At 39.5% G+C, this 21,863-nt stretch carries 12 protein-coding genes; 10 read left to right on the forward strand and 2 right to left on the reverse strand.

Annotation, left to right across the window (positions count from 1 at the left end; all coding sequences use genetic code 11):
* Window positions 1-375 precede the first annotated feature (375 nt).
* Window positions 376-2,298 (reverse strand): family 43 glycosylhydrolase, encoded by a 1,923-nt coding sequence (locus DV942_RS07940; protein ID WP_145856629.1) that lies wholly within the window; start codon window positions 2,296-2,298, stop codon window positions 376-378.
* 715 nt (window positions 2,299-3,013) lie between these two features.
* Here DV942_RS07940 and DV942_RS07945 point away from each other — a divergent pair.
* The 10 genes from DV942_RS07945 to DV942_RS07985 all read left to right on the forward strand — a co-directional run bounded on the left by DV942_RS07945 (window position 3,014) and on the right by DV942_RS07985 (window position 20,277).
* Entirely contained in the window at window positions 3,014-4,102 is a 1,089-nt protein-coding gene (locus tag DV942_RS07945) for an RICIN domain-containing protein (protein ID WP_145856631.1), read from the forward strand.
* A 1,024-nt stretch (window positions 4,103-5,126) separates the two neighbouring features.
* Window positions 5,127-9,152, forward strand: coding sequence for a hybrid sensor histidine kinase/response regulator transcription factor (locus tag DV942_RS07950; protein ID WP_186462448.1), 4,026 nt, complete (start codon window positions 5,127-5,129; stop codon window positions 9,150-9,152).
* A 679-nt stretch (window positions 9,153-9,831) separates the two neighbouring features.
* The gene (locus DV942_RS07955; RefSeq protein ID WP_222431176.1) at window positions 9,832-13,014 is read left to right on the forward strand and encodes a SusC/RagA family TonB-linked outer membrane protein; all 3,183 of its coding nucleotides are present in this window, start codon (window positions 9,832-9,834) and stop codon (window positions 13,012-13,014) included.
* Between the two features lie 26 nt (window positions 13,015-13,040).
* Window positions 13,041-15,005 carry a RagB/SusD family nutrient uptake outer membrane protein gene (locus tag DV942_RS07960; protein ID WP_145856634.1) on the forward strand — a complete coding sequence of 655 codons (1,965 nt, stop codon included), beginning with the start codon at window positions 13,041-13,043 and terminating at the stop codon, window positions 15,003-15,005.
* A gap of 33 nt (window positions 15,006-15,038) precedes the next feature.
* A complete protein-coding gene (locus DV942_RS07965; protein ID WP_145856636.1) occupies window positions 15,039-16,241 on the forward strand; it encodes a DUF4959 domain-containing protein in 1,203 nt (400 codons plus the stop codon).
* 71 nt (window positions 16,242-16,312) lie between these two features.
* On the forward strand, window positions 16,313-17,002 hold the full coding sequence (locus DV942_RS07970) for a DUF4998 domain-containing protein (protein ID WP_145856638.1): 690 nt from the start codon (window positions 16,313-16,315) through the stop codon (window positions 17,000-17,002).
* A 650-nt stretch (window positions 17,003-17,652) separates the two neighbouring features.
* Window positions 17,653-17,796, forward strand: coding sequence for a hypothetical protein (locus tag DV942_RS23455; protein WP_186462449.1), 144 nt, complete (start codon window positions 17,653-17,655; stop codon window positions 17,794-17,796).
* Window positions 17,797-18,197: 401 nt separating this feature from the next.
* On the forward strand, window positions 18,198-19,094 hold the full coding sequence (locus DV942_RS07975) for a hypothetical protein (RefSeq protein WP_145856640.1): 897 nt from the start codon (window positions 18,198-18,200) through the stop codon (window positions 19,092-19,094).
* 35 nt (window positions 19,095-19,129) lie between these two features.
* Window positions 19,130-19,840, forward strand: a complete 711-nt coding sequence (locus tag DV942_RS07980; RefSeq protein ID WP_145856642.1) for a hypothetical protein — start codon at window positions 19,130-19,132, stop codon at window positions 19,838-19,840.
* A gap of 2 nt (window positions 19,841-19,842) precedes the next feature.
* On the forward strand, window positions 19,843-20,277 hold the full coding sequence (locus tag DV942_RS07985; RefSeq protein ID WP_145856644.1) for a hypothetical protein: 435 nt from the start codon (window positions 19,843-19,845) through the stop codon (window positions 20,275-20,277).
* Between the two features lie 392 nt (window positions 20,278-20,669).
* On the opposite strand, the gene DV942_RS07990 is transcribed toward DV942_RS07985, so the two are convergent.
* The gene (locus tag DV942_RS07990) at window positions 20,670-21,854 is read right to left on the reverse strand and encodes a DUF4998 domain-containing protein (RefSeq protein WP_145856646.1); all 1,185 of its coding nucleotides are present in this window, start codon (window positions 21,852-21,854) and stop codon (window positions 20,670-20,672) included.
* Between the last annotated feature and the right edge of the window lie 9 nt (window positions 21,855-21,863).

Genomic DNA, 21,863 nt, shown 5'->3' on the forward strand with positions numbered 1-21,863 from the left:
TGCAGGAAAACTTCATCTCTCTGCAATTTGCGATAAAACGAAAATAGAATCCACTATCCTGGCCACCTAAACCCGACTGGAGCATAAAACCCGGAGCGAGGCACGAGTGAGGACTTGAAGCGAAGGCGGGACTAAAAAGACCAGATGCTTCTGGAACTGCTTTCCAAAAAAGTAAATACCATTAACGGATCTTCGTTTCGACCAATACGCTTAAATCATTTGAACATCCGTTTGTAGGTGTTACTTAAAGTTATCGTAGCGATTACATTTATTCGAATATAGTTTCAAAAAGATTCTTTACGCCTTCAGGATTTCGCAAAGCCATGTGGGCTCCACTCACCAGCAACACGAAATTGCTATCTCCGTATTTGCTGACTATCTCTTCCCTACACCCTCACTCGTCATGATTACTCTTTTAAGCGTTCCATCTTTGTTGTAAAAAATTTCATCTATACAAACCGATCTGTTATTGCTTCCCCCTCCGGGTTGCATGGCTCCGTTGTGATAAAAGAAATACCATTTGTTTTTAAATTTCACAATAGCCTGGTGGTTGGTATCACTATTTCCAGCTACTTCATTTAAAATACCTTGATATTTCCATGGCCCCTCCAGGGATTTACTCGTTGCATAAGCAATTTTTTCAGGGAAACCGGTAGCATACGAGAGATAATAGATGCCCTTCTCCTCGTGTATCCACGGCGCCTCTGTAAAGTTGAAACCTTCAAAATTGATTCTTTTTACAGCGCCATCAATTTCGATCATATTTTCTTTTAATTTGGCGTAATAACACTCACTGTTTCCCCAGAATATCCACCCCTGCCCTTTTTTATCCACAAAAACAGTTGGATCAATACAGGCCCAATAGTTTTTAGAATCATAACAGTCTTTATTCGTCAGCAGCGGCTTTCCGATTGCATCTTTATACGGTCCTTCAGGTCGATCTGAAACGGCAACACCTATGCCCAACGCATTTGTACTGATATACCAATAGTATTTTCCATTGCGCTTAATCACCTGCCCAGCATAAGCATCGCCACCCTTTGCCCATGAAAAATCAGAAAGCTTAAGCGGAACAGGGTATTGCGTCCAGTTTTTCATATCAGTTGTGGAGAAAACCGACCAATCTTCCATTTTAAAAGTTTTTTGCTTCCCGCCTGCATCATGCCCTGTAAACAACCATAGTGTTCCCTGATCCACAATCGCTGCAGGATCTGCAGTGTATTGGTGCGTGATAATCGGGTTTCCCTCAGCTACGAATTGAAACCGATCGCCGGGAAGTTTAGGAATAAGCAACTCACCGGGAACACCTTTCCAAATACTGTTTAGGTAGCGGGCTTCCTGACCGCTTATCCCGATCACACTTCCATGTCTTGGAAAAAAATTCTTGGTGAATGACAATGGCGCATCGCTAAAGTTAAACAGATCGGTACTCTTCTGATGTTCATATCTTCCTTTGGTATATAAATCATACATCAATACATAATCCGGAGAATTGTTCAGTTTAAAGATACTTGATCCCTCTACCGGAGTGCCTGTTCCGGCGTAAGCATCCAGGTATTTAAAGTCTTCCAACCATGGTCCCTGCAATGATCGGGATGTGGCTTGCTGAATTCCATTTTTTACTTCCTTTCCATCTACCTTGGTATTTCCTTTATAAAAAAAGTGGTATACCCCATCTTTAAAGATAATATCGCCATCGATACCACCAAATTTCGGGCTAAACATTAAAGTTGGCTCCTTTTCAAAACCGGTAAAGTCCTGGTTGGCGTAGGCACAATAAAAATCAAGCTTATCATCGTCCTCAAACCTGATGGTAAAATACACCAGATATTTCTTGGCAATCGGATCATAAATCGTTTGTGGAGCCCATACCCACTTCACTTTGGCAAAAGTTGCAGGATATTTCTTTGCCAGATCGACGGCACTATGGCTCCAGTGGCCCAAATCTGAAGATTTTAACATCACAATTCCTGTATTTTTAGCCCAGCCGTTTTTATGGGTATTCATATCTGTTGCCGTAATATAAAATCCACTTGCATCTTCTTTCCTCAGGATATGCGGATCCCTGATGCCGCCAGAATTGGAAATGGTATCCGATTTGATTACCGGATCATTCTGGTTTAGTGCAGACCAGTTTATTCCATCAGAACTGGTTGCAAAACGGAGCTGCTCCTGAACATTCCCTGGCCCCGATCCCTCAAAATAAGCAAAAAGATACCCTTCAAATTTATTCGGATACTTTACTTCCTGTGAAAAACATTTAAAAAAAACAATTGCCAATGCGACAATTATCACCATACATTTCGAATAAAACTTCATAAGTTCAAATTATTTGGGATGCTAACAGGCATTTAAAAGTTTAGCCTGTGATTAATAGTTTAATTAACCATTTTTGGCGCGAACCATTTACAAATATTTAACTGTATAACAGACCTTTACCGAAAACAAAATAAACGTACAAGTAACATTTATTTTCAAATGTAAAAAAACACGATGAAATATTTTATTATCGCCGGTTTTGCCACATCCATTTGTCAGGTAAACACCAATATGAAAATGATTTCAAAGCAAATAAATTTATGTTTTAATTTATATGCCGGTTAAATCTTGATGTGAATGTAGCCACTTTCTTCAATTGTTCATCAACACCTGTATAAATTGATTGATTTACCCCCCAAAATCGATTGATTTACAACCCCTCTTACAACTGACTGTATATTATATTTGAAACACAGAAGTAATTACTAATACTTACCTGTATTCACCTAACCAAATTTTATATGAATCTAAAATGTTTACTATTAACAGCAGTACGACAAAGGAAATCAGCATCATCTGCAAGGGGAATTCCAAATGAAACTTGCTATTTATTAAAGCCAGGCTGAACCTAATCGCTTCCTAAAAAATCAGAATTTATTGCTTAAGCCCAGAGATTTTCCAAATTCAAAATTTTACGCCTTTGGGAAAAATACAACTTTGGTTGTCGCGTAAACTACCATATAAAAACCTAAACATGATGATGAAAAACAAAATGCTTTTTTTAAAGTACATGGGTGCGATTTTATTAGCTGCCATTTTTACCTCCAGCTGTAAAAAGGTTGCAGAAGTAAACCCCAACGAGACGGAAACATTTAACTCGGCAATAACCAAAAAGAAAGTCCAGGCCATTCAGGCTATTGAAATTCCACAGGCACTTGCAAACGGAACCTTTTATATCATGAGTAAAACCAGCAGTAAGGTTATCGATGTACCTGGAGGGCAAAATGGAAACAATACCAGTGTATGGCAGTGGGGCGGCACAGGTGGAACTAATCAACAATGGAAACTCACTTCCCTATCTGGTGGATACTACAGTATAATCGGTGTAGAGAGCAACCGGGCCTTAACCGCGGCTGATAATACCAATGGTGGCAATATTCAGATCAACGATTATACAGGCGCCAATAACCAGCAATGGCAGTTCGTATCATTGGGAAGTAACTACTATCGCATTGTAAACAGGGCAAGTGGAAAAGCGCTTGACCTTTGGGGCTCTTCATTGGAAGATGGAGGCGATATCAATCAATATGATTCACATGGTGGCGATAACCAGCAATGGGTTTTGGTGAAAACAAAATATAACGGCCAGGTTGGTTGGGCATGGACCTCAACTAACGGCGTTCCTGCTGATGTGATTACCAGAATCACAAATGCGATGAATGATGCATGTGCACGTTACAATGCCGGTGCCGATTGGGATGCGAGAACCCTCAGTGTTTCCTACAATACAGGTGTGCCAACCGCTGAGGCAAATGTAAATGGCAGCATCAGTTTCGGTGCAAACGCAAGCTATCAGAATGTACGCACTGCTATGCACGAAATGGGCCATTGCTATGGCGTAGGACAAACCGGGGGCTGGTATGATCTGACCAATGGAGGAACATACTCTGGGGCAAATGGAATTGCGACCATCAGGGCGTTTGAAACACCAACCAGTAATATCAGTGCCGGAGGCGGTCACTTTTGGCCGTATGGTTTGAATTATGATTCGGAATGGTCAGAAACCGGGGCATTCAGACACGTTAAAGTTGTGCGTGCCATGGATTTAGACGGCGTTTATTAGTTAGTTAGATAGATGATAGCTTGAAGGGAGCGTTAAATGAATAACTCAGGTTACACATTTATGCTCCCTGGCTATTTTATAAGTAATCCTGTCTTTCCCGAAATCAATCACTTTCGGATGCAAAGGCTTTTCAGCCACCAGCACTTCCTGATTCTCCGAAAACAATTTCCTGTTAAAAATAATAATCGGAAGATTGCTTTCCGAAACTGTAGGTATTCCGCCTCAGCAAAGACGATATTAAAATATAGTTGTGGAGAGCCTAACGATGAGCTGCCATAATATATTCTTATTTTCCTTTTGGCTGATGTTTTTAGATATACTGATATCAAATCATCAGTTCGTTTATCCCTTAAACAAATTTTATAGATATAAACGGTTTTCGATCCTCACATCGGGTATACAATATTGAGAACATCTTAAATTAACGCAGTTTAAACCTACGCTTTTTACCCAAATACCTTTAATCTATAATATATCTCCCTATAAAAGCAGCCTTGCCATGCGCTATTCAGCTTTTTAAGCTAACCTAAATTCACGCTTCGTCATCCTATTTGCTGATTTACCGATTTATAAATTATCTATCAGATGTTTACAAATTATTTTAATAAAAACACCTGCTACGAAATGCCTAAAATCGCTGGATGAAGTAAGCCCAGCACAAACAATTTTCCACTTTCCGTCAACCTGATCTGATAGCAATCGGATTTATTTCAGGGTATGCCGGATTAAATTAAGCCGCATAACTCGGCGTTGCCTAGTTCTCCCAACAGAATACATTTTGAATGATTTGAGGGGAAAATAAATTAAACGTTATCATAACATTTAATTTAAAATAACTAACTTAGGTGAAAACAATGGACAGCTAAGACTAATCATTGTTGCTAACCAAATTTACACGTCTAACCAGGATAGGATTAAAGATTCTACATGATCTTTGAGTTTTATTAACTGCAACTGTATTGATATGCATAAAATCTTGATGAATACCAAAAGTCAGATTTTTTTTAAAAAAAACTGTCCAATTATGCCAAAATACCTGCTGTTATTATGCTGTTTATTATTCTTCACCGGGCGTATCACAGCCGATCAGAATGACGAGCGCCTGTTTAGTATCAATGAAGGGCTCTCCAATAATTCGGTAAGGTGTATCTTTCAGGACCATTATGGTTATATGTGGTTTGGTACTTACGATGGACTGAACCGCTACGACGGGACCGTTGTTAAGGTGTTTCGTAACCGGCTTAAAGATGATTACTCACTTCCTCATAATTACATTTATTGCATTGCCGAAGATGCAGAAAATAACATATGGGTGGGTACGGGGCAAGGCGTGGCCATATATAATGAGCGAAGCGGGAAATTTGCGCCGGCATATTACTCGCCTAAGCGAGGGGATAAACCTATCAAATCAATGATGGCGGTAAATACCATCGTGCGCGACTCAAGGGGGAATTTATTTATAGGCACAAATGGGTCTGGAATGTACTATAAAGGTAAGCAAGACAAATACCCATATAAAATATTAAATAGCGACAAAAACCGGCCACTTTCCAATGCGAATATAACCAGTATTGTGGAGGGGAGTCAGAACCATATCTGGATTACTGTAAGTGGAGTAGGATTATATTGTTTTGATGTCCGGCAGAAAAAACTGGTTCTGGTTAGTACTGAAATGATGCTCACCAACTGTATACTGGCAAAGGAAAATTATCTATGGATTGGAACCAGGGAGGGCCTGTATCAATTTTCGGTTATATATGATAATAAAATACCAAGAGTCTCATCCAAAAAGAAACTGTCAAACGGAAACATATTGTCACTCCTGCTCAATCCAGGATATAAGCTCTGGATAGGGACCGAAGGAAGTGGTATGTCCATTTTGGATTTAAAAACATTACAAATTAGCCAGGCTAAGCTCACACCACATAAATCTGCTTATACCAGCGGTGAAACCATACCTGCCATGTATAATGATAAAGATAACCGTAAATGGATTTCCAAATTAAATGGAGGCGTTGTGATCATTGACAGTACAAAAAAGCATTTTCAAGTATTCTGTAGTAATCCACATACCCAAAACAGCCTGGTCCATAATTATGTATCCTGCCTGGCTGAAAAAGTTAATGGCGACATTTGGGTAGGAACTGATGGAGGGGGAATGAGCTTATACTCCCCCAAAGCGAATAGCTTTACCCAGTTCAGGCACGATCCGGCTAAATCAAATTCTTTAAGCAGCAACATCGTGACAAGCATATTAACAGATCGAAAAGGCAGCACATGGATAAGCACTTTTGGCGGTGGTATTAATAGGTTTAACGAACAGGGGCAATCGTTTAACAGATATCGTTGCATTAATAATAAGGGTAAGGAGAGCAATTATATCTGGCTTATTTACCAGGATCACCAAGATATGATTTGGGCAACCACAGTTGTTGATGGCGGCATATACAGATTAAACGCTCAAAATGATCAGTTTGAACTGTTTGATTCCAGTCTTTGTGATCTCAACGACTTTAAAGAGGATTCTTTCCACCAGCTCTGGGCCGGTACTTCAAATGATTTGGTAAAGATAGATACCCAGAAAAAACATCATGTCTATTATACAATAGGTAAACCCGTTAGGGAAATATTCGAAGATCGGAACCGTAACTTTTGGCTCGGCACGGAGGGCGGTGGCCTGATCCTTTTCGACAGGATAAAGGGAAAAATAAAGGCCCAGTTTTCTGATGCGGAAGGTCTGTGCAACAATTCGGTGCTTAACATCCTTCAGGATGATCAAGGGTATTTATGGCTTAGTACTTTCAATGGTTTATCCCGGTTCGATCCGGTGCATAAAACCTTTAACAATTATTATAGTGAAAACGGATTATCAAGCAATCAATTTTCGTACAGTGCGGCTTTACGCCTGAGATCTGGCGAAATGGCCTTTGGCAGCATTAAAGGTTTTACGCTTTTTAATCCGAAAAACTTTCAGTCGAGCCCTGCAAACCTCCCCGCCCCCTATCTATCATCGGTGTATGTGAACAATCGATTTATTAGCGCAACTGATGAATTAGTAAACCAAACTAATCAGGAGCGGATTTCCGAATTAACCGTACCGTATAATGAAGCGGTTTTATCACTCAGTTTTTCTGCTATAGATTTTGCAGATAAGGGCAAAATTAAATTTGCGTACCATTTAGAAGGAGGTAATAATGAATGGATTGAAACCACGGCATCAGCTCCTGTTACCTTTCTTCGGTTAACAGATGGCAAGTACATACTACACGTTAAACGCAATAATTACATTGGCGGATGGGGGCCGGAACACCGCTTGCTGATTATAAACGTGCTCCCACCCTGGTACCGCAGCTGGCTCGCTTACTTTTGCTATGCGCTTATCGGTTCTGCAGTTATATATGCCTATAATGCCTACAGAGTGCGACAGGCAAACTTAAATTACGAAATTAAAACTGCCCAGACAAATGCACAAAAAGAGAAAGAGCTGAGCGAAAAAAAGTTCGCTTTCTTCACCAATGTTTCGCATGAGTTTCGCACACCACTAACGCTGATCATTAATCCTTTAAAAGATTACATACAACATCATCCGGCCTCTGGCAGTAAAGGAGGTCTTGATCTGGTTTACCAAAATGCAAAACGATTGCTGAAACTGGTAGACCAGTTGCTGCTGTTTCGAAAAGTTGGCGGGGAGAGTGAAGATTTAAAGATCTCAGAACTTCCATTTTCCGAAATCTGCAAAGAAGTCCATATCAGTTTCTCTGGCCAGGCCGCATTAAAAAATTTAAACTACCAGTTTACATGCCCCGATAACCTGATTGAGCTATATGCCGACAGGGAAAAGATCCAGGCAATCCTTTATAACCTGATTTCCAACGCGATCAAATTCACCGAACCTTATGGCGAAATTAACATGCAGCTATGGGAAACAGCAAACACAGTAGAATTGAGTATAAAAGATAATGGGATCGGTATTGATAGCCATGTTAAAGAAAAGTTGTTCGATCGGTTTTATCAGGTCAGGGAAAATAGTTCTGCATCGGGCTTCGGTATCGGTCTATATCTGGTAAAGCAATTTATGGATCAACATGGTGCACAGATTTCTTATGAAAGCGGCATTGGATGTGGAACCACCTTCTTCCTGTCGTTCAAAAAAGGTAAATGCCATTTTGGCGATCTCACCATATATGAAGATATTACAGCAGAAACTTTCCAGGCTGAAGATCAGGCCAAACCAACTCCACCCACATTAAAAACAGATCCAAATCTGCTGCTAAGCACACAAGACCTTATCCTGATCGTAGAAGATAATGAAAGTATCCGCGAATACATTCAGGGCATATTCAAGAATGACCACCTGGTTATTACCGCCTCCAGTGGAAAAGAGGGACTTGAACAGGCCATTCAACATTTGCCCGACGTCATTATCAGTGATATCCTGATGGAAGATGGTACCGGATTAGAGCTATGTAGCGCCATTAAGAGCAACCCTACACTTGGGCACATACCGGTAATTTTATTAACGGCACTATCTGATGCCGAAAACCGGCTTAAAGGTACTCAATGTGGCGCGGACGATTATATTACCAAACCTTTCGAAAAAGAATTGTTAAAGGCAAGGGTTAAAGCTTTGCTTGAAAACCGGACTAAACTACAGCAATATTTTTATAACGAGATTACACTCAAAAAGCAGAATTTCAAGATCTCACCAGAGTACCGCGAGTTTTTATCAACCTGCATCAATATTATTGAGCGTAACATTGCTGATGAAACTTTTAATATCAAAAAGTTTTCACAAGAAATTGGCATGAGCCATTCCGGCCTGTATCGGAAGGTCAAATCTGTTTCCGGCCAATCAATAGCCGGTTTTATTCGATTCATCCGCCTTCGGAAATCTGCTGAACTCATGGTGGAATCCAATTATACCATTAAAGAAATCGCCTGGGAAGTGGGGATTAACGACATCAAATATTTCCGTAAACAATTTAGTGCCTTATTCGGGATGAATCCATCCGACTATATAAAAACCTATCGGAATACACCTCACAAATAAACTATTTTAAGCTTTTAGGGAAAACAATCTCCAGACGTTCGCTACAGCGCACGCTTTACAATTGCGATGTTCCTCGCGATCTTGATTTTACGCAAGCCCTGTAAAGTGCTTCGTTTTAACAACCGTTTTTAAAAACGTATAAGATTAAATACGTTTTTATGATGTATTTACGCTAACAATTATCGTTGGTTTAGGGGCTTAAAAAGTCATAAATCATTAAAATCTTTACCGGAAACCTGGTTTATGATAAAAGTGATGTTTAAAGCCGCTTTAAATAGATTTAAACGCGAAAATTGGCGATTTACCCCCTCTTATTTGACCGATTTATTCCCTCGGCTAACACCATCTCATACTACATTAGGGTCCATAAAATGATTACTAACCAAACCTAACTGAATCCTTTTATTAGCAGATACAGGCAACAGGAAATTTAGCAATGCTTACCTGTTATTGTATCAACAGGCGGCATACAATAGATAAAATCTTTGTACAAGCCAGCCCTGTAACCAGATAAAAAATAAAACAGCACTAACCAAACAAACCGGGCATCCAGAGCTATCGGTTTGATCCTATAAACCAATTCTAAACTGACAAAAGCCTATGGATGAAAAGACAATAGTATAATACCCCTATTCCTGAATGATTCCGATCATTAATTATTAACTCCAAATAGAACTATATGAATAACCAAACTTTACAAAAAAAAATTATTCCCAAAATCCTTTTACTGTTTCTACTGATGGTACCATGTATCAGCTTTGCGCAAAACAACGAGATTATCGTTACCGGAAAGGTCAGTTCTGACACTACAACAATTGTTGGCGTTACCGTACAACTAAAAAATTCTAAAAAAATAGTTTCTACAAATGCTGAAGGAAAATACTCCATAAAAGTACCTTCAGATGGTATTCTTGTTTTCAGTTATACAGGTTACGAAAAGCAGGAAGTCCCGATCAACGGACGTCCGGTGGTTAACGTGATGCTAAAATCAAGTGAAAATACGCTGAACCAGGTAGTGATTACTGGTTTTGGTGGTTCACAAAAAAAGGCAAGTGCCATCAGTTCAATTACAACAGTAAATGTGAAAGAACTGAAAGGGCCAACCGGAAACCTAACGAATACCCTGGCGGGCAGAATACCCGGGATGATTTCTTTTCAGAGGAGTGGTGAACCCGGTTTAGGTACCGATAACTCCGCATTCTTTATACGCGGCCTTTCTACGTTTGGCTCAGGCAAACAGGATCCTTTGATCTTAATTGATGGAGTTGAATCCTCAACTACCGATCTTGCCCGCCTCCAGCCTGATGATATTTCAGATTTTTCGGTACTGAAAGATGCCGCTGCGGCAGCAGTATACGGTGCCAGGGGAGCCAATGGGGTTGTACTGGTAAACACCAAAATGGGTAAAGAGGGCGTCACACAGTTTTTTTTCCGTGCTGAAAACCGCATGTCGAGTAATACAGAAAATTTCAAGTTAGCAGACAATATTACCTATATGCGCTTGGCTAATGAGGCATTGCTTACCCGATCGCCCCTGGCTAAGCCTACTTACAGCGAAAGTAAAATTAACCATACCATTGCAGGAGACGACCCTTACCTCTATCCAAATAACGACTGGATGGGACAGATGATCAAAAAGAGAACGCTAAACCAAAGTTACAACCTAAATATCAGTGGTGGCAACGCACGTACCAAGTATTATATTTCAGGCACCTATAACCAAGACAATGGTGTGTTAAAGGTAGACCCTATCAACAACTTTAACAGCAACATTAAACTGGCCAACTACTCTATCCGTTCTAACATCAGCCTTAACCTTACCAGCACCACACAATTTAATATCCGCATGTATGGTCAGTTTGATGACTATAACGGGCCGATCGGCGGAGGTCAATTATCATTTAACAATGTACTTTGGGCCAATCCGGTGATGTTTCCTGCCCTTTATCCCAAATCAAAGCTACCATATTCAGACCACCCCTTATTTGGCTCGGGACGTATTGTTGAGGCAGGCAGTCCAACCTCAACACTTTACGTAAACCCTTACGCAGAGATGGTGAAAGGATATAACGTATACAAAACATCCAATATACAGCCACAGCTTGAACTCCAGCAAAACCTAAATGCCATTACCCCGGGGCTAAATTTCCGAACAATGGCTTATCTGAGAAGATATTCTTTCTATTCGGCCGACCGGAGTTATAATCCGTTTTACTACGAAGCCATTGTAGATCCCACAACGCTTGATTATAGTCTAAATGTACTGAACAGCGGAACCGGTGTAACTGCCGGGACACCGGGGACAGAATACCTTGGCTTCCAGCAGACCGGGAAAAAGCTGGATTCGCGTTTTTGGCTTGAAGGTGCACTAACTTACAACCGGACCTTTAAAAAACATGTGGTAAGTGGCTCTTTAATATCTTTTATGTCTAATTATGAGGCAGCTGACGCCAACGATCTGACCGCATCTTTGCCACAGCGAAATCAAGGTATTTCAGGTCGTTTCTCTTATGGCTTTGACGATCGGTATCTGGCAGAATTTAACTTTGGTTATAATGGTTCAGAACGTTTTGCAAAAAATAACCGGTTTGGTTTTTTCCCTTCTGCAGGTATAGGTTACCGCATTTCTAACGAAAAGTTTTTTAAACCGTTAAGAAGTGTAATTGATCAGCTTAAATTCAGGGCTACCTACGGATTAGTGGGAAATGATCAGATCGGCAACATTGGCGACCGTTTTTTCTACCTCTCTAATGTTAACTTAAATGATGGTGGCTATGGCGCATCATTTGGAACCGGAGACGGAATTCCCTTTTATTCCCGTCCGGGTGTTTCCATTTCCAGATATGCCAATAATAACATTACCTGGGAGGTAAGCAGATCTTTAAATATTGGTATGGATTTAACCGCATTTAAAGATCTTAACTTAACCGTAGAGGTATACAAACAGTTTCGTTCACAAATCTTACAACCAAAATCGAGTGTAGAATCCGCTGCCGGCTTTGAGGCTCTACCTTTTGCCAACTTTGGGAAGGCCGAAACCCAGGGTGTAGACTTCACAATGGCCTACCAACGTTCTTTTAGCGGTGGTGCATGGGTAAATGTACGTGGAAACTTTACTTATGCAACCAGTAAATTAAAGGTAAGTGATGAAATCCAGTATGCCCCTAACATTGCTTATTTATCAAGGGTTAACCACTCCCTTTCGCAAAGCTGGGGTTTAATAGCCGAAAGATTGTTTGCAGATGAGAAAGAGGTAGCCAATTCCCCGCTTCAATATGGAGATAATACGCTGCGTGGGGGAGATATAAAATATAAGGATGTGAATAAAGATGGGATCATCAATGATGATGACATGGTACCCATCGGTTATCCACAACAGCCTGAAATTATCTATGGATTTGGAGTATCAAGCGGATTCAAACGCTTCGATCTGAGTTTCTTTTTTCAGGGTTCTGCCAGGTCTTCATTTTTTATCAGTCCTGATAATACGCAGCCATTTTTCATGAATGGTGGTTTTCAAAATAATTTGCTGCAAGCTATAGCTGATAATCACTGGTCAGAAGATAAGCAAAATATGTATGCTTTCTGGCCGAGATTAAGTACCAACCGGATTTATTCCAACAACAGGCCTTCAACATGGTGGATGCGCAATGGTAACTTTCTTCGTCTAAAAAGCGTTGATCTGGGATACAATATTCCTGAGATCAAATCGCTGAGGTTAAGAAGTACGAGAGTATATTTTTCTGCAACCAACCTGTTCGTCTTCAGCAAATTTAAAATGTGGGACGTGGAAATGGGTGGCAACGGACTAGGATACCCGGTTCAGGCTGTCTACAGCATTGGCGCACAATTCAACCTTTAATAACAAGACACTTTCATATGTATAAAATGAAAAAATCATTAAACCAGAATAGGCATACCGGTATAATCTACCGGGCTACATTGCTTATGAGCATTGTAATTGCCATTACATCCTGCAAAAAGTACCTTGACGTAGTACCTGATAACGTTTCTACTATTGATAATGCATTTAAATTAAGGCTGGAAGCGGAGAAATATTTATTTACGCTTTATTCCTACCTGCCTAAAAATGGCGACGGCTGGTATAACCCGGGTATGACAGCTGCAGATGAAATCTGGTACCCTCAGGATGATCAGGCGCAATGGCATGCTGCTTTCAGAATTGCGGAAGGACAACAAAACAGGGCAGCACCTTATTTTAACGATTGGACTGGCGCGAATAAAGGTCAGAATGTAACAACAAAGCCAATATGGGGAGGAATAAGGAATTGTAATGTTTTTCTGGAAAACATGGCAGACCAAACTAAAGTGCCTGACATTACACCAGCTGAACGCTCCCGTTGGATTGGAGAAGCACTGTTCCTAAAGGCTTTCTATCACTATTACATGCTACGCATGTATGGACCTATCCCGCTGATTAATACAAATGTACCTGTTGATGCCGACCTTGCAGGAGCTTACGTGAAACGTAAACCCATAGATGAATGCGTGGGCACCATATCCAATTGGTTTGATGAAGCGGCAAAGCTACTGCCAGACCGTATCCAGGATGAAAACACACAAATGGGAAGGGTAACCAAACCTATCGCATTAGCCATGAAGGCAAAGCTATTGATCATGTCAGCGAGTCCGTTATTTAACGGAAACAGCGATTTTGCGAACTTCAGGGATAAAGAGGGCAACATTTTATTCAATCCAAGTTATGATCCTCAAAAATGGATAATAGCCCGCGATGCCGTAAAAGCCGCTATTGATGCCGCTACCAATAATGGCTTTGGACTTTACAACTATACCAATGATGGATTAGGGCTAAGTGATACCACTAAAACACAACTTAGCATACGTAATGCCATTACCAAAAAATACGGTGTAGAATGTGTATGGGGGAATGCACAATCCTATTTTGTTAACGAATGGTTGTGTATGCCACCTACCGAAGATAATGGTGTAAACGGTAGAGGGCCTGGTTCAGGTGTTTGGGCGCCGCCAATCAAGATCGCAAAACTATTTTACACTTCAAATGGAGTACCCATAGAAGAAGACAAAACTTTAGATTTCACTAAATACAGTCAATTGAGAACAGCCACAGACAAAGAACGGTTTTACATCAAAAATGGTTTTACAACCGCCCGTCTTAATTTCGACAGGGAGCCACGTTTTTATGCGGACCTGGGATTTGACGGATCCGTCTGGTACATGAAAGACGGTAATGACAGAGGCAATGATGAAAATAATTTTTATGTAAAAGCAAAAAACGGAGATAAGGCGGGCTTTGGTAACGATTTCAGAAATTGGAGCGAAACCGGTTATTTTATTAAGAAACTGGTTAACTGGGAGTCTACCACCAACAACAATTCGGTTGTTTGGCGACAATTCCCATGGCCGGAAGTTAGGATGGCCGATCTTTATTTACTCTATGCTGAAGCAGAAAATGAAGTAAATGGCGGCTCAACCGTGGCTATTCAATACCTGGACAGAATAAGAACACGAGCTGGACTTAAAGGCATTGTAGAATCCTGGACCGCATATTCAAGTAATCCTAGAAAATATTCCACTAAAGAAGGCCTGCGCGCCATCATACACAGAGAGCGTACAATAGAAATGATGTTCGAAGGGCAGCGTTTCTGGGACCTGCGCCGCTGGAAAGAAGCACCAGAAGAACTTCAAAAGGACATCACCGGGTGGAATATCATTGGTAAAACGGATGCTACATATTATCAGGAACGCTTCATCTTCAGTCAGCGTTTTATCGCGCCAAGAGATTATTTCTGGCCGATTGGTGACTATGATACCCGACGAAACACTAACCTCGTGGAGAACCCGGGCTGGTAATATGAAGAACATGAATAGGTAAATATATTTTATATGAAAAGTAAACTAAAAATTCTGGCATTAATAGCCTGTTCCATCATTCTTTTAGCTTCATGTAAGAAAGGAGAAGAACTGAACACTAATGAACCAGTTGACAATGATCCGACTGCTCCTGCTCAGGTGAGCAATATCAGCGTAGTTAATCAGAACGGAAAAGCAACGATCACTTATACTGTACCCAAAGATCCTAGGATGCTGATTGTAAAAGCCGTGTACAACTTGTCGTCAGGCAAACAATATGAAGCACAGACTTCATATTATAACAATTCACTGGAGGTTGCCGGCTTTGCCGATACGGAGGAACATGAAGTAAAAGTATATTCAGTTAGCCGTTCAGGCGTATTATCAGAACCCATTATCGTAAAGGTAAAGCCCTTAACTGCACCGATCTGGCAGGCATTTAAAAGTTTAAAAGTACGAGACGCTGCCGGCGGTTACGATATAATGGCTTCTAACCCATCGAAAGGTAATATAAACATCATGGTCATTGGCAAAAATATGTATAACGAATACGTTGTCGATTATGATAAAAGTATTTATACCAACATAGATAGCATCTTCTCAAAAGTCAGGGGTTTAGATACCAATGTTCACCGGTTTGGTTTTTTTGTTCAGGACAGATGGGGGAATAAAACCGATACGATCTATAAGGACATTAAACCAATCTTCGAAGTACAGCTACAAAAATCCAGATTTCAGGAGTACAAGCTTCCAGGCGATCCGCCAATGTGGGGAGCGGTAAGTAAAGCCTGGGATGGCAGATATGGCTGGGAGGCCTGTTTTACACAGCAGATAGCTGGTGGTAACGGACCCCATACGGTAACCTTTAGTTTGGGTGTATCAGCAAAACTGAGCCGGATCTGGATGCGTCCTTACGCAGAAGTTAACCCACTTAGATATTACTACCTACAGGCCATGCGCCGCTTTGAAATTTATGGTTCAGACAATCCTAACCCCAATGGCAGTCTCGATCAAAGTTGGGTTCTCTTAGGATCTTATACCATTACCAAGCCATCAGGTCTTCCTTATGGAGTTGAAAATGATTTGGATAAACAAACTGCTGAAGCAGGTTTTGATTTACCATGTGATCTTTCGGCACCAAAAGTAAGGTATCTACGGGTACGTTGCCTTGAGAACTGGGTAGGTGGAACAGGTTTGAATATTGACGAACTAACCGTGTATGGTGATACCAGATAAAAATCAGCAACAAACGGCTCTGATTTCGGCACCGTGTGCCGGATGTAAAATGGGAACAAAAATATTATAAAATGGAAAAAAGAAAATTAATAATGATCACAACCATGGCAATCCTAATGACTGCTATGGTTTCCTGCTCCAAATGGGACGATTTTAAAAAATATACCGCTGATGGAGAAACGATTTATAGTGGCAAGGTCGATTCTTTAAAAATACTACCGGGAAGACTTCGTGTTAAACTAACAGGCTTGCTATCAGCAGATGCCAAAATTGAAAAGATCAAAATCACCTGGAATGACAAAAAAGACTCTTTAATTTTTGATATAGCAAAAACAGGAAGACCAGAAGCTATAGAGAAAATTTTTAGCGTGGATGAAGGGGTAAAGAATTTTAACGTGCAAACCTTTGACGCCAGTGGTAACGCTTCATTAGTTGTGAGTGCGACCGGAACAGTATATGGGCCAAAATATGAAAGTAATCTTTTCAACCGCCCCATTCTCAATGCCGAACTGCTGGATAATGGCAGTGCCAAGATTGATTGGGATACCTTCGATACTTCGATAGGCGCAAAGGGAACATGGATTACCTATACTACGACAGCCGAAAAAAGAACTACAGTATTTTCAGAAATTGGTGAAAATTCTCTTACCCTATTAAATTACAAACCCAATACAACCTTCAGCTACAAAACGATGTATTTGCCGGTTCCAACGGTTATAGACACCTTATATTCAGCCGTGGATACAAAACTTATTCGATAAATACTGATGGGATATCATCACTTCAGTTATACTAAAAGACAATTTCTATAAAATGACGTAACTAAGAAATAGTTAAATTAATTAATCTCTAAATAGCGTTTTCTCAACCGCGATGCCCGCCTGTGCGGACAGGCTTGCCCATACAGGTGGGGAGAAATCTTCTACAAGTTGGAAGATTTCTCCAATTCGCGTGCTTCTCGAGATATGATCAGGTAGCATAACAACAAACTTGTTATGTTGATCCATTTTAAAAGTGAAAACCGCATTAATTCTATTGAATCACAGCATGGTCCGCATCCTTAACCAAAAAAGCCTTAAAATACAAGTTGACGACCACTTAGATTAGCAGTTGGTTTTAGTCGCCGAGATATAACAAAAACAGGTTAAAAGATCAATGCGATTGATTTAACCTTAAGAAGCTTCCGTAGCAGCTTTAAATCAGTATGATATAATTTCCTATCATTGAAATTTCAGGTCATAGCTATTGAACCCAGGCCAAATACCGTATGTGCAAGAATGACTTAAGGTTTAAGATAAATTTCTATCCGGGCTTGATTCAAAAACCCATTAATAGATGTAAGCCTTTCATTATCTAACATGAAACTGGATGTTGAGAGAAAGGAGAGCAGACTGCTAAATTGATTGATGCCATGGAAAGAATCCTGAGCAACATCAAAAATGTAGTGGAAGATCTTTTGCAGACGCATTTGGATAAAGAGCGGAATGATTACGCCGAAGAACTCATGGATCTTAAAAATATAATTGAAGATGTACGCCTGTCCATTCTAGTTTAATTCATGAATCGGCAGCCATTATAGAAACTGATTTGAAAACAACGAAAATTACTTTTGTACGCAGAAAAATTTTGGGGTATACGCTATAATCTGGTCAGCGATGCATCAAATATACACTGAAGATAGAAATCAAACGCTTGCCAGCGCCAAAATCATCCTTTAAAAAAAGATGTTTTTTTAATTTGTCTACCCTCCTATTTAATCAATACTATCATTATTTCTACAGTAGCATTTCTGAACATGAATGGAAGATATTATTTTATTACGATGTTAAATAATGTATTTAAAAAATATCAAATTCTGTTAAAATTGTACTATAATAAGATAAAATATTATGTCAGTAAACACCATACTATACCTAATTTTATGTCACTAAATACAATAATTTAAACAATTAACGCATGAAAAAATCTAAAGCAAGACTAGCGTTTGAAATGCTAGAAAAGGAGATGGATCTTCTGTTACCAATTGAGGAGCGAGAATATCTGGGTGGTACGGATAGTAATGGGAATACCATATGGGGAATTGATTCGCAAGGAAATTTTTACTACAAGCAAAATTCAGAGGATACCTGGACAGCGTTCCAGCCACTTGGCGTAGATATTTCCAGTAGTGGAAATAGCGGTTTAAACCAAATGTATTCAGATTACTTATATTGGAAAAATCAATATAGCAGCAGCGGTTACAACAGCAACGGTTATAATAGCAACGGTTATAATAGTAATGGTTATAATAATACTGGTGGTGCTACTTTTGCTGGCGGGGGAGCTGGCGGTGGAGCAATCGCTACTGTAGGTGTAGGAGGCAGTTCGGCCATCTCACCATTCCAAAGTTTTTTAAACGGATTGTGGGGAACCACTCAAACATCTTTGATTAGCCAATATACAAGTTTAATTGATTCCCAGTGGGGGGATAAGGCCGGCCTTTCAACTTACACAGGGGTTATTTCAGGAACGACAGGAAGCCTCATCACGGTAAATACCACTATTGATAACGGAAAGTTTTCAAGTTCTGATTTAACATTTTCAAATTATACAATCAGCATTTTGGCAGAAGGTGGATTTAGATTTTCCAGTACCCTTGGCGCCTCCACCAATTCTGTAGGATTATCATTGGAAAGGGGCGTTTTGATAGGAAACTCTTTATCAAATGGAAGAAATATAGCAGGATTCGAGTTTAATAACGTGCCAGGTGGAGGCGAATTTGTAGCTGCACTTGTAATAGCAGGTGCGATAATGACCGGTGGCGTAGGGTGGACTACAACTGCTCCGGAACTAATTCCCATATTTTCTTATTAAAAACTTCACGGTATTTATATGTATAAACCTTGAATATGTTTAAAAAAACATTTCTAATAAACAAGCTGCTTATAGGAGCTTGTTTATTTATTTTATTCTATTTTATTTTTGCACACAAGCCGCTATTTACTGCGATAGTAAGTAAGGCGCCTCCTATCCCGAAAATTACAAGTACTTATTCCGAGCTATTTCCAAATTACGATTCATCAATATTAAAACCTTCATTTACTTTTTACAGCAGCTACAAAGCCCCAAAAAGCTCTTTTTCACTTTATAACAAAAAATATTCAATACTGGTATATAAGTTATTCGACACTTTGCCTCCAAAAAAAATAGCGGAACTGTTCACTTTTCAATGGAACGCAGATCCTGAACTTACACCAGATATAACTTATGATGAATCTTATCGTGACGGTAATTTCGTATTCAGTGATGCCAACAAAAAAAGTAAAGCTACTAATAAGATCACTCTAAAAATTAAATCGGACAAAAATGAGCAGAATTATCAGGATGATAGCCTAATGCATTTTAATTTAATAATTGATAAATTTTCAGGACAATATCAAGATGACAAGCATGTTTCATTTTTATTCAAAAAAACGAATAGACTAATGTTTTCAAAGATGCAAATAGAACTTGCTTTTGTGATTAAATCCCAGTGCACTTATATGTTGATTTTATCACCCAACTACCCTATAACTAAACTTGAGAATAAAAATATCTTATTAAGATTATTAAAACCTTAACTATGAAAATTAAGCAAATATTACTATTAGGCTTTTTATCACTAACACTGGCCTGCAAATATAGTGTTTCACAAAAAAATAAAACATCCGACCACAAGTCTGCCAAGGAAATAACCAACAGGTTTTATAATTGCCTCTCATCGAATAATAGGATAGAATTATATGGATTATTTGGACAAACTCCTAAATTTACCAAAAGCCAGATTAAAAATATATTGGATTTAACCTTGAATACTGTAGACACAAAATATGGAAAAATTAAATCACGTAAAATACAAAGTATTGAAACAAATGTGAGTGAAAGAGAAATTAATGGTGGAGTATACGATGTTACTTTCGAAGTAATCCGTGAAAACAAAAGATGTATTGATACATTCAAGTTAACCCGACAATCCGGAGAGGTAAAAATTATGGATTATTTTGTAACACCAGCATAATAGAATTATCTTTTTATTAAGTTTAAATGATAGCTCATCCCACTATCTAAACTTACCATCAATTTCTGGATGATAACCGCTATAAAAACTATAGTTATAGCCCTACAAACACTACTAGTCGATGGCTGATAACCTTAACGTTTTGAATTAGATCAATTGCATCTCGATGAAAAGATCCTGATTGAAGAATAACAGTTTTCTACAAATACATTATTCTTGTTAAATGCAACCAAAATTTGCTAAACCCTAATTTTTACTCATTAGAGAAAAAGATCTGGTAAAAAGCTTTTATGGACTTACCGCCCGATTAACCATAAAATATTTCCAAAAAAGCGTCATTCCATCCGGAATGACGCTGATCAACTAACTAATCATTAACATAATTCAGGAAATTAATTTTTTAACAGCCTCACTTTATTAATCCTAATGCTGCTTTCACTTCTAACCAACATTGTTGAAACAAATCCCAAAGTGACTTCCTGAGATTGAGCGAGGGTAAAGGGAATTTCGTAATCTTTACCATTCTGAGAATTATTCAAAAACCTGAAACTTCCCAATGCCTGTGAGAGATTTGCCACATCCGGAAGCGTTTGCCCTGAGTTGACTACTGCATAAGTTGCTTCCAGCGTATTACTTCCAATTTCAGAAACGCTGACTACAAATCGGTATTTCCCCGACGGAAGGGTCACGGTTTGATAAATTTTACCATTTGTTATCGATGGTGAACCCCAATATTCAAACGAAAGCCATCCGCCCCCATTATAGGAATCCCAGCCACCCAAGGTACCATTTGACATATTTCTTGCTGCTGCGTTCGTAGTCCAGTCGGCGAGTAATCCCCATCGTCCATCCCTGGCACTTTGAACAAATGGTGCACCCTGGTTTTTCAAGAAAAACTGATTAATTTTTGCTGAAGTAGAGGCGCTGTAAAACGTATCTATTGCCGATGAGTCCGGCAAAAAAAGCGTTTTATATTGTATGCTCGTTTCCGGGTTATGGTCAGCCAGCACAACCTGTGTAGTATTGTTATCTACGCGACGGCTTTTGGTTGCACCGCTCAGGGTTGTATACGTAAGAGCCACAGCTACGGTACCGGTTGCCGAGGGCCTCCAGTTTAAGGTAGTAGAGCCATTTGACGGCTGGTAAACAACACTTTCCAACACACGGTTTAACAGCGATTTTTCGTAAACATCTCCATAAGTTGCAACTTGTTTTAAGGTTGCTACAGATTTGTTCCCGTTTTTATCAAACGTATAAACCTCGAATGTATAATTTCCCTCCTGCAATGGTGATATTAAAGCACTTATAGTATCCACACCTTTACCTCTGGAAATATTAACATCCTGTTTATTTTCCCTGTTATTCCAGTAAATTGTTGCTTTAACAACATTAGGATCAGATATGATTAAAAATTTAACCAGTGCCCGATTTCGTCCGGAATATACCCTTAACGAATCTGGTTTACCCGGATAAATGATTAGCTTTCCATCAGTAAATTTTTTATAGTCATCTATTTTACCGCAAGATGCTATCAATAAAGACACCGCAATAAAATAAAAATAAAATATAGGTTTCATAATATAATA

The sequence above is a fragment of the Pedobacter suwonensis genome, assembly GCF_007833675.1.
In the GTDB taxonomy this organism is placed as follows: Bacteria; Bacteroidota; Bacteroidia; order Sphingobacteriales; family Sphingobacteriaceae; genus Pedobacter; species Pedobacter suwonensis.

What these genes read in the sequence shown, in the direction of transcription:
- DV942_RS07940 (WP_145856629.1), bottom strand. Translation starts at nt 2,298, where the DNA reads ATGGTGATAATTGTCGCATTGGCAATTGTTTTTTTTAAATGTTTTTCA.
- DV942_RS07970 (WP_145856638.1), top strand. Translation starts at nt 16,313, where the DNA reads ATGGAAAAAAGAAAATTAATAATGATCACAACCATGGCAATCCTAATG.
- DV942_RS07965 (WP_145856636.1), top strand. Translation starts at nt 15,039, where the DNA reads ATGAAAAGTAAACTAAAAATTCTGGCATTAATAGCCTGTTCCATCATT.
- DV942_RS07955 (WP_222431176.1), top strand. Translation starts at nt 9,832, where the DNA reads ATGAATAACCAAACTTTACAAAAAAAAATTATTCCCAAAATCCTTTTA.
- DV942_RS07945 (WP_145856631.1), top strand. Translation starts at nt 3,014, where the DNA reads ATGATGATGAAAAACAAAATGCTTTTTTTAAAGTACATGGGTGCGATT.
- DV942_RS07990 (WP_145856646.1), bottom strand. Translation starts at nt 21,854, where the DNA reads ATGAAACCTATATTTTATTTTTATTTTATTGCGGTGTCTTTATTGATA.
- DV942_RS07980 (WP_145856642.1), top strand. Translation starts at nt 19,130, where the DNA reads ATGTTTAAAAAAACATTTCTAATAAACAAGCTGCTTATAGGAGCTTGT.
- DV942_RS07985 (WP_145856644.1), top strand. Translation starts at nt 19,843, where the DNA reads ATGAAAATTAAGCAAATATTACTATTAGGCTTTTTATCACTAACACTG.
- DV942_RS07950 (WP_186462448.1), top strand. Translation starts at nt 5,127, where the DNA reads ATGCCAAAATACCTGCTGTTATTATGCTGTTTATTATTCTTCACCGGG.
- DV942_RS07960 (WP_145856634.1), top strand. Translation starts at nt 13,041, where the DNA reads ATGAAAAAATCATTAAACCAGAATAGGCATACCGGTATAATCTACCGG.
- DV942_RS23455 (WP_186462449.1), top strand. Translation starts at nt 17,653, where the DNA reads ATGGAAAGAATCCTGAGCAACATCAAAAATGTAGTGGAAGATCTTTTG.
- DV942_RS07975 (WP_145856640.1), top strand. Translation starts at nt 18,198, where the DNA reads ATGAAAAAATCTAAAGCAAGACTAGCGTTTGAAATGCTAGAAAAGGAG.